The 9,691-nt window shown below is 44.3% G+C and carries 7 protein-coding genes and 3 pseudogenes; 6 read left to right on the top strand and 4 right to left on the bottom strand.

Annotated features, from left to right (window positions below):
- Positions 1–259: 259 nt before the first annotated feature.
- The 3 genes and pseudogenes from F6K37_RS23570 to F6K37_RS23560 form a co-directional block, all read right to left on the bottom strand.
- The gene (locus tag F6K37_RS23570; RefSeq protein ID WP_287252477.1) at positions 260–1,717 is read right to left on the bottom strand and encodes a zinc ribbon domain-containing protein; all 1,458 of its coding nucleotides are present in this window, start codon (positions 1,715–1,717) and stop codon (positions 260–262) included.
- Between the two features lie 104 nt (positions 1,718–1,821).
- Positions 1,822–2,343, bottom strand: a pseudogene (locus tag F6K37_RS23565) (alpha/beta fold hydrolase); the annotation flags it as partial.
- A 225-nt stretch (positions 2,344–2,568) separates the two neighbouring features.
- On the bottom strand, positions 2,569–2,718 hold the full coding sequence (locus F6K37_RS23560; RefSeq protein ID WP_287252475.1) for a hypothetical protein: 150 nt from the start codon (positions 2,716–2,718) through the stop codon (positions 2,569–2,571).
- Positions 2,719–3,331: 613 nt separating this feature from the next.
- Between F6K37_RS23560 and F6K37_RS23555 the strand changes: the two genes are divergently transcribed.
- From F6K37_RS23555 to F6K37_RS23530, 6 genes and pseudogenes are all read left to right on the top strand, one after another.
- Entirely contained in the window at positions 3,332–3,880 is a 549-nt protein-coding gene (locus F6K37_RS23555; RefSeq protein ID WP_287252473.1) for a thioredoxin family protein, read from the top strand.
- A gap of 773 nt (positions 3,881–4,653) precedes the next feature.
- Positions 4,654–5,382, top strand: a complete 729-nt coding sequence (pyrH, locus tag F6K37_RS23550; protein WP_044492210.1) for a UMP kinase — start codon at positions 4,654–4,656, stop codon at positions 5,380–5,382.
- Positions 5,369–5,917 carry a ribosome recycling factor gene (gene frr / locus F6K37_RS23545; protein WP_008178977.1) on the top strand — a complete coding sequence of 183 codons (549 nt, stop codon included), beginning with the start codon at positions 5,369–5,371 and terminating at the stop codon, positions 5,915–5,917. Before pyrH ends, frr begins: the two co-directional genes overlap by 14 nt.
- Positions 5,918–6,881: 964 nt before the next feature.
- A pseudogene (locus tag F6K37_RS23540) lies at positions 6,882–7,200 on the top strand (SDR family NAD(P)-dependent oxidoreductase); the annotation flags it as partial.
- An 86-nt stretch (positions 7,201–7,286) separates the two neighbouring features.
- Entirely contained in the window at positions 7,287–8,537 is a 1,251-nt protein-coding gene (locus tag F6K37_RS23535; protein WP_008178979.1) for an RNA-guided endonuclease InsQ/TnpB family protein, read from the top strand.
- Between the two features lie 40 nt (positions 8,538–8,577).
- Positions 8,578–9,183: pseudogene (locus F6K37_RS23530) on the top strand (SDR family NAD(P)-dependent oxidoreductase); the annotation flags it as partial.
- A gap of 105 nt (positions 9,184–9,288) precedes the next feature.
- On the opposite strand, the gene F6K37_RS23525 reads toward F6K37_RS23530, so the two are convergent.
- Positions 9,289–9,691: AMP-binding enzyme (locus F6K37_RS23525; protein ID WP_502887772.1), on the bottom strand; the 403-nt coding region annotated here is incomplete at its 5' end.

Genomic DNA, 9,691 nt, shown 5'->3' with positions numbered 1-9,691 from the left:
GGGATCAGCTGCTGGTGCCATGATTAGATCAACCAGTTCATCAGTGACGGCTTCTGGACGACAGTAGGCTTGCAACAGAATATTACGCACTACTTTAGGCTTAGCCAGCTGACTAAAAAAATACTGGGATACTCTTAAACCGTAATAAATCGTGATAATCCGGTACAAAACGGTCAAGGTTCAATCTATTGTGGTCCGAGTGAGAAGTGGTCATTCAGCAATTGGAGTCAAGCCTGCCACTTATCTTTCTGGACGTTCCTCAAATCCCGTTGAGGAGTTGCTTGAAAGCCCGAGTTTTACTATGCTTGCAGTCAAGCCATCCAAGCTCAACTGCATCTAGCAGACTCAGTCCCATACCTTCCAAGAAACGCGCGGTACGGCGCAACAATACTGCCTGCACCTCAGTTTTACTCATATACCGGGTGATATCCTTGTCCGTACCTCTGCTAAGGACATTTTTGGCAGCATTGTGGTCAGCCTGCAACACGACCCCATTGAATCTGGTAAAATTGTCCCCGCTCCTTTTCCCTAATAGGGTTCCAGTTACGGAGTCAACTTGCGACGTGTAGCTAGGCTGGACTTCTGTTACAACCGAGCCAGTCCAATTAGCCCATTTCTGCAAGGATTCCCGCATTACTCCTTTCATCCAACTATTAAGTTTACGGGACATGGCCTTAGACTGGCGTTTATTTCTAATCGGCTGTGTTAAATTTTCGGCAAATACTTTTAATGATTCCCCATTAAAAAGGGACTTAGATGCGGCTCCTATTATGGCCGTAATCTCTGATTGATTTTTTCTGTATCGGCGATTTTCAGTTTTTCTACTTAGGTTATTTTTGAGTATTCGAGCCGACTTGGCTGGGTCGATTTTTTCTAGTTTTCTATGAAGCGCCCAAAGCTTCCCTCTGTTGCGGTTTTTTGCACAGATGCGATCCGATTTATTGGTTGCTACTTTTCCTAAGTTTTTTCCGTGTGCCTGACCATCTGAATCATAAAAAGCCTCTGTGTACCCCTTGTCTACCCCAATAGCTCGACGGTTGGCAGGGATTTCTACGGTGCCATAGTCTACTAAAAAGTGAATCTCAAACTTTCCCAAGAGTTGCTTGTATACCAGTCTAATCTGGCCTTTTATTTTCCGATTAGACCTAACGGTTATTTTGTTTCTCTTTCCTCTCCTCAATCCAGCCAACTCTAGTTGGTAAGTATTACGAGAGAGCCTTTTGCACTTATATCCTACTTGTTGATAGACTATCTGATTCTTGACCCAGGAATGCCCTCGCTGAAATTCCTTCCTAACAAGTCTATGCAGCAATGGATCATCTATAAAAGCTAAAGTCTTAAGCTGTTTACAAAGTTCCTTTCTTCTCCTTTGGCCGTCCCTCCCTGGAAATTTTTTGTAAATCTTCTTAATTACCGCATCAGTGCAAGCTGCCTGCTGAGCTGTGATAGCTTTTGCTACATCACTGACCGTCCATTCCATCAATTTCGCTGGCAGTCCCAGGGTATCAGGAGTCCTAAAACTTCTGACCTCTGGATAGGCTTTTTTCCAATCAAGACCCCAATGACTAATACTACCTAGCTTGTTGTAGGATTCAGACCTGACGATGCCCAGTTTTTTCATGGTAGACAGCAACTCAGCCTGAACCAACTCACTCATCCCTATGACAGGAACGATTTGAGTTGATCTCTTTTTTGCTGTGTCTACTTTCTTGGGCATAGTTAGGTCTGAATCCTACACTTCAATTATACTCTAGCGCTAGTAAAATGTCAATGTCCGAATTGTGGTATTAAATACCGATTTATCCCTATTTTTAGGGGTCTAAATGCGAGGCCAACCCACTTAATCTTTAAGAATCGTTGAAGTAGTGGTGCGCCAAGACGCTGATACCAAGGCAGTTCAGCCCGTTTACGCTCATGGAGTAGTCGTAGAGAAAAGTTGAGCAGGGCGACTCCTTTGGCTAGCTCTGGATTATCTACAGCGGTTTGCATCAGCGCAATACAACCAATAGAGTTTCCGACTAAAAACGCCGGACCACCAACCACCTCCCGACAGAAATCGGCAATTTGTTGCCCCCAGGTTTCAAAGGTGTAGTCTATTTCTATACCAGGAGTCGGTTTAGCTGAAGCCCCAAAGCCAATCAAATCAATGGCATAACATCGGCAGGTTTCCCCCAACACTGGCAAGGTCTTGCGCCAATGTCCGGAAGATGCCCCAAAGCCATGGACCATAACCACAGCTGGTCCAGAATGACCGTAAGCTTTATACCCAATAGAAAAGCCCTGCCAAATCCAGGTTTTTGTTTCAATCTGATCCCTGATTGGGGCTGTGAAAGAGGAGGACATGATCAAAAAATCCCAAGTTATGCCATAGCGTTACCTTTACATTTTTTGACACTCCCCGCTCTAAAGAGACGGGGATTCCCAGATCTACGATCGGCCTTAAACCTTTGTGTCTTAATCTTTGAAGCTGCCAAAAACTAAGCAATATCTAAACCAAAGCCCCGTCAAAACCAAGGTTTGAGTTTAGCTCACAAAAGACCCAGCGGGCTAATCTCCTTGGGCGTTTAGTTACTTATTGAGAAGTGCCTTATCAAGTCCGTTGCTTCCCTGTTTCACCTGGTTTCGGCGTGCCCCGCCGTACCGTTGTTTTCTCAAGTTTTGTCTTGCTGGGTTCACACACCGATTGGTAGTCGTTCGCGTAGCGTGGCCATAGGCCAATGGTTGGGTTTTTAAGGAGGATTTTCCCAGAGACGAAACCTTAGTAGAGTGGAGCCTTACTACAAAACCTTTTCCCTATGCTGCATAACCTGCCGACTATAAAGGCTCCACTCTACTTACGGTAACTTCAAGCCCTCCGGGCATTACTACTTTCAGGTCGGTAAGTTACGGGTCTCTCTCCCGGCTCAGCCTGCGGTTTTTCAGCCTGTACCCTATACTTCAATTATACTATGGCGCTAATGTAGCGACAACCTCTTGATAGAAGTTTTTTTACGGCGACTAAACTCGCTGGTCACTTTCATCCCCGATCTAATCTAAAGATGCCGGGCTTTCAGTGTTTAGTTTTCTAGTAAATAGTCAGCTGCAGGAGTGGTGATTTTACGGATTGCCTATTGAGCCGCGACAACCTATGGTGAAGGTTGGCAAAATGCTCCAGAAGCTCTTTTAGATTCTGAGCAGGTGGAATAGGCTCGATTAAGAATTGGGTCGGGAAATTTACCCTTGATGCTAAATTCGTCTATGAGCTAATTAGCGATCGCATCATCTCCCCTTAACCAAAGCTTGCATTGTAAAGGGGGTTGACCCATGATCCATCACCCATCACCCATCACCCATGACTATAGAAAAAATCATCATCACCATTGGCAGTTATGCTCCGGATTTTGAATTGCCGGGAACTGATGAGCAGGTTCACCATCTCTGCCGTTACTTAGAACGTTTTTCAGGAGTGGGAGTTATTTTCTTAGGCAACAACTGCCCCTATGTCAATTCCTACATCCCAAGACTCAAACACATTCAAGACGAGTTTGAACATCAAGGTTTTACCCTAGTGGGCATTAATGCCAATGATGTTTATCAGTACCCCGCAGAGAGTTTTGAGGAGATGAAGCAGTTCTGCCAAGATCAGCAATTGAATTTTCCTTACCTTTGGGATCCAACTCAAGATGTAGCTCACAGCTTTGGTGCCCAGAAAACCACTGAGGCATTTTTAATTGACCATAAGGGAATTGTATGCTATAATGGGTCAATTGATGATAATCCCCAAGATGGTGACGCAGTACAAGCCCATTACTTACACAGTGCGATCGCGTCTCTTTTAGCAGGGGAAGAGATTTCAACACAATCAACTAAAGTAACTGGTAGTCCTATTCAGTGGCGTTGACACTCCCCGATCTAAAGGCGCGGGGATTCCTAGATCAACGAGCCGCCTTAAACCGCCGTGTTCCTATCTATGACGCCGCCAAAAATAGGACAATACTTAACCAAAAACCCGTCAAAACCAAGTTCCTAGTCAATTCACGACAGACCCAGAGGGCGATTCTCCTTAAGCGTTTAGCTACTTAATAGGAAGTGCCTTAAAAAGTCCGTTTCTCTTCCTTTTCACTTGGTTCCGGTGTGCCGGAAACGAAACCTTATCAGAGGGTCGCCTTAATCACAAAGGTTAAAACTTTTTACTCATAGCCGACTAACTATAAAGGCGACCCTCTGATTACGGTAACTTCTAACCCCACCGTACCGTTTTCTCGTGCATAGTGATTTTTCTGGGTTCACACACCAACTGTTAATTGATGATTGGGTTTTTAAGGAGGAGATTCCCTACCCTCCGAGCATTACTACTTTATGGTCAATCAATTGCGGGTCTCTACCCCGGTTGAGCCAACGGTTTTGCAGCCTGTACTCTATAATTTATTATACATTGGTTTTGACGATGATTCCGGAATCTTCTAGGAAATCTTTTCACGGCTAAAAGCGCGCTGTTCACTTTGATACCCGCTTTAAAGAGACGGGGTTTCCAGCGGTTAGACCTCTAATAATCCTTAAGCTGGGATTAAAAATCAGCGATCAGCGATCAGCGATCAGCTATGACCCATGACGAATGGCAAATTTGACTGTTATCTTGATGTGGATAACAATTTCATAACAAAGAGTCGTGGCATGGGGATAAAATACCGAAGGGTTTTACTAAAATTGAGCGGTGAAGCCTTGATGGGCAATTTGGGCTACGGCATCTCACCGGAAGTGGTTCAGGAAATCGCAGCTGAAGTCGCTGCCGTTTTGAATGAAGGTGTTCAAATGGCAATCGTTGTTGGTGGTGGCAATATCTTTCGCGGACTTAAAGCTGCAGCAGGGGGGATGGATCGGGCAACTGCTGACTATATCGGTATGATTGCCACAGTGATGAATGCCTTGACTTTGCAAGATGCTCTAGAACGAAACGATATCCCGACACGGGTGCAAACTGCAATCGAAATGCAGGAAGTGGCAGAACCGTATATCAGGCGTCGTGCCATTCGCCACCTGGAAAAGGGACGAGTGGTTATTTTTGGTGCAGGTAGTGGTAATCCCTTTTTTACCACTGACACCACCGCTGCTTTACGAGCGGCAGAAATCGATGCTGAGGTAATATTTAAGGCAACTAAAGTCGATGGTATTTATGATTGTGATCCTAAGCTGAATCCTAAGGCCCGACGGTATCAGAGCCTGACCTACAGCCATGTCCTAAGTCAGGATTTGCGGGTGATGGATAGTACTGCGATCGCATTATGTAAAGAGAATGACCTCCCAATTATGGTATTTGATCTAAGGGTGCGGGGTAATATTCACCGCGCTGTTATGGGAGAAACTGTTGGAACAATTGTGGGAGGTTCCTGTGAAATTAGCTGATGTCGAAACCAGTATGCAGAAAGCTGTTGAGGCAACTCAACGAGCGTTCAATACCATTAGGACTGGTCGTGCCAGTACTAGTCTATTGGATCGGGTGATGGTTGAGTACTATGGTACCCCAACCCCCCTGAAATCTTTGGCTAATATCAACACGCCAGACGCTAGTACAATCACCATCCAACCTTACGACAAAAGTATGCTGAGCCAGATCGAGAAAGCAATTACTCTTTCGGATCTGGATTTGCCTCCAAACAACAATGGTGAAGTTGTGCGGTTAAATATTCCTCCACTCACTAGTGAGCGCCGTAAAGAATTTGTCAAAATGGCAAGTAAGTTTGCGGAGGAAGGTCGAGTCTCGATTCGCAATATCCGTCGTGATGCCGTTGACTCTGTCCGAAAACAGGACAAAAATAAGGAAATCTCTGAGGATGAGTCACGGGATTTGCAGGACGAGATTCAGAAGTTGACGAATAAATACACAAAAAAAGTTGATGAAGTGTTCGCGGCTAAAGAAAAAGACATCATGACTGTGTAATGCTACTATGTAATGCTACTGTGTAATGCTATTCTTGGTGGGGGGTGAGTTCATTTTGGCAACTCTTCCCTCTATCGGCATTCACAGTTGTGTGTAATTGTTGTACTTGTGTACTTACTAGTTATTTAACACTTATCTGACAATGAACCGCTCATCCCACGACTAGCCAGGTCTAGGATGAGCAGAAATTTTTAATCTACTTGAATAAAATGACCCGCTGATCCCACGACTAGCCAGGTCTAGGATGAGCGGATTTTTTCTATCTACCTGAACACTTTGTTAATTTTCTCATATTTTTTCTTATTGAACAAAAAAACAAAATTCAGGAATAAAACGACTCAAACCTATATTTGGTAATGGATTTAACCAATATTGACTAACTGCTTCATCCTAATTGATGTATGAATTTTTCGTATATAAATGTAAAAAACAATAGTTTTATGTTAATATATGTTGCAGTTGAGAGTTGCTGTTGTTACTGTAGGCTTATGGCTTAGTTTCTGGTTAATACTCATTTCAAGGAGGGTACCAACCATGCTCTACATCAACACAGATTCTGGCTACGGATCGATTAAGTGATGCCAGAATGATTTAAAGGATATTTCGACCACTGATTCTTACCAAGTTTCCGCAACAAACCGGCGAGAAATATCTTAACCAGTTATCCACCAGACTGAATGGCAAATTGCCGCTTTTCTGACTCCCTTAGCCAATAGTCCGATAGCTAGGGTCGGGGATAAGGCTGTTGCCATCAATTATCAATTATTTGTAGGTAGTCTTTACCAATTTTGAACTGCCTACGGATAACGGTTGCGTGGGAGCAACACTTGACGGTGACTAACTTCACGCTGGCTAACTTTACGGTGACTAATTTCACTCTCAGTGGCTTTAGCGAAGCATCTTAGCATCGGATGCTTGCTGGTTTTTAACTTTTACTTATTTTCAACTATAGGTATTGTAGCACATGAAGATTCAGGGGAAAACTGCTCTGGTTACCGGAGCCTCTCGTGGTATTGGCAGAGCGATCGCTCTGGAGTTAGCCCAACAAGGAATAAGACGCTTACTGTTGGTGGCGCGAAATCGCAAGTTTAGCAGAAGTGGCGGCTGAGATTGAACGACAAGGTGTACTAGTTGTGACGCTCGTCTTAGATCTAACCCAAATAGTAGGAGTCAATATTGCAATCGCACGAGCTTGGCGAAGTTACGGACCAATTGATTTGTTGGTTAACTGTGCTGGCGTTGCTCATCAAGCTCCTTTTCTAGAATCCAAACTGCAAAATTTACCAAAAAAAAAGCGGGTCTAAAGCCCCGTCCTTCTAGGACGGTTAACTTTGTGCTATCATATTTATCGTGAGCAATAGCGATAATCATGATCATCTACGAAATGAAGCTGCAAGGAACGGAATCCCAGTATGGTCGGCTTGATGAAGCTATCCGTACAGGGTTGTTTGTTCGCAACAGCATTGTCAGAGCGTGGATGGATGGTCAAATCAAAAGTCGCAACGATGCCTATAGCTACTGCAAAGTGCTATCAGACAACCCAGAGTTCCCCTGGGTAAGCAAGCTCAACTCGATGGCTCGACAGGCGCACGCGGAAAGAGCCTGGGCATCAATTGAACGGTTCTATCGAAATTGCAAGCAAAAGATACCTGGCAAGAAAGGTTTCCCAAAGTTTAAGAAATACCAAGTTCGAGCATCTGTCGAATACAAGACTTCCGGATGGAAACTCTCTGAAGATAGGCGTTATTTAACCTTTTCAGACAAGTTTAAATCGGGTACGTTCAAACTTTGGGGGAGTCGAGATCTCCACTTCTATCAACTCAAACAAATTAAACGAGTAAGAGTGATTAGAAGGCATGATGGGTATTACGCACAATTTTTGATCGACCAGACTAGAGAGGAGACAAAAGAGCTAACAGGAAAACAGACCGGGCTAGATGTAGGTCTTAACTTTTTCTACACTGATTCATTTGGCGAACAGATAGACAATCCTCGGTTTCTCAGGAGTGACGAACGTAGAATCAAGAAGCTGCAACGTCGATTATCTCGAACCCAAAAAGGAAGTCAAAACCGAAAAAAAGCCAGAAACCGATTAGGTAGAGCACATCTAAAGGTGTCACGCAGACGTAACGATTGGGTTTGTAAATTAGCTCAACACGTCATCCGGTCTCACGACTTGGTTGCGATTGAAAACCTACGGATACGCAACATGGTTAAGAACCACAAACTAGCTAAATCGATTTCGGATGCTGCTTGGTACAGATTTAGGGAATGGTTAGAGTATTTTGGCAGAATTTATGGAGTTCCAGTTATTGCTGTTGAGCCTGCATATACTTCCCAGAATTGCTCGAATTGTGGGGAGAAAGTTATCAAAACTCTTAGCACTAGAACTCATGAGTGTCCTCACTGTGGGTATCTAGCAGATCGGGATCATAACGCTGCGATTCGGCGAAGCCGACGCTACGCGAACAACATTCTTAAATCTGCACTTAAACAGCTATCAAATACCGTCGGGCAGACGGAAATTAACGCCTCTGGAGAGATTGGTCACTACTTGAGTGGGGAAACTCAACCAAGTAAACCAGCTCGAAGAAACAGAAAGAGGAAACCCAAATCGTGAGGTTTGGAATCCCCGCGCATTCATGCCGGGGAGGATGTCAAAGGAAGAAATCGCCACAAATTTAATGGGTATGTACACGATGACTCGTCTAATTGGGCGACGCATGGCAGCACGACGAGAAGGCACTATTGTAAATGTTTCTAGTTTGATGGGTAAAGTAGCAGCACCGACGATGGCAAGCTATTCAGCTACCAAATTTGGCATTGTTGGTTTTACCCAAGCCTTACGAGGGGAGTTAGCGCCACAAAATATTCGGGTAATTGCTTTACTGCCATCGTTAACAGATACTGATATGGCGCGAGGATTACAGTTGTTTCGCTGGGTGTTGCCGATGACTCCCCAACAAGTCGCCAAGGTGCTAGTCGCCAAACTGGAGAAGAACTCATCGGAAATTTTAGTGGGATGGCAAAGTCATTTAACTGTGTGGTGTCAGCGTTTCTTTCCTTCCCTACGGTCGAAGATGTTACTGATAGCAGCTCCTTTATCTAGAAGAAAAAGTTTTGGAGAAATAGCAAACAGGCAACAGACAACAAGCAACAGAAAAGGATTTTGGAGAAAAGTTTTGGATTTTGGCTTCTTTAGATCTAGTATACAAACCTTTGATCAAGGGTTTGATCAAGCTTTAAAAGACAAATTTCCTGATTAACTTTTCCGATATGAACAAGACTTAGACAGCCTACATATAGATTGGCTGCTTAAGTCTTGTATAAGCTGATAGCTGATAGCTGACTGCTTACCTGAAGCCTGGTTTTCAAGCCCCTTCCCGTAACTTATCCAAAACACTGCGGTCTTCTAGAGTGGAGGTATCTCCAGCCACCTCTTGACCTGCAGCTAGCGATCGCAATAGCCGTCGCATAATCTTTCCGGAACGGGTCTTGGGCAAAGCATCAGTAAAGCGAATGTCACCAGGACGTGCGATCGCACCAATTTCTTTGACTACGTGCTGCTTTAGTTCTTGCTTGAGTTCGTCACTAGCGCTATAACTGCCTTCTAAGGTCACAAAGGCAAAGACATCTTCCCCTTTTAGCTCATCAGGTTTACCGACTACAGCTGCTTCAGCTACAGAAGGATGAGAAACCAGTGCTGACTCCACTTCCATGGTTCCTAAGCGGTGACCAGAGATATTCAACACATCATCGACACGACCCATAACC

Origin of the sequence: Moorena sp. SIO4E2, assembly GCF_010671945.1 — a bacterium.
In the GTDB taxonomy this organism is placed as follows: Bacteria; Cyanobacteriota; Cyanobacteriia; order Cyanobacteriales; family Coleofasciculaceae; genus Moorena; species Moorena producens.
The sequence above is the reverse complement of the archived record's forward strand: the minus strand, read 5'-3'. Positions and strand labels throughout refer to the sequence as shown.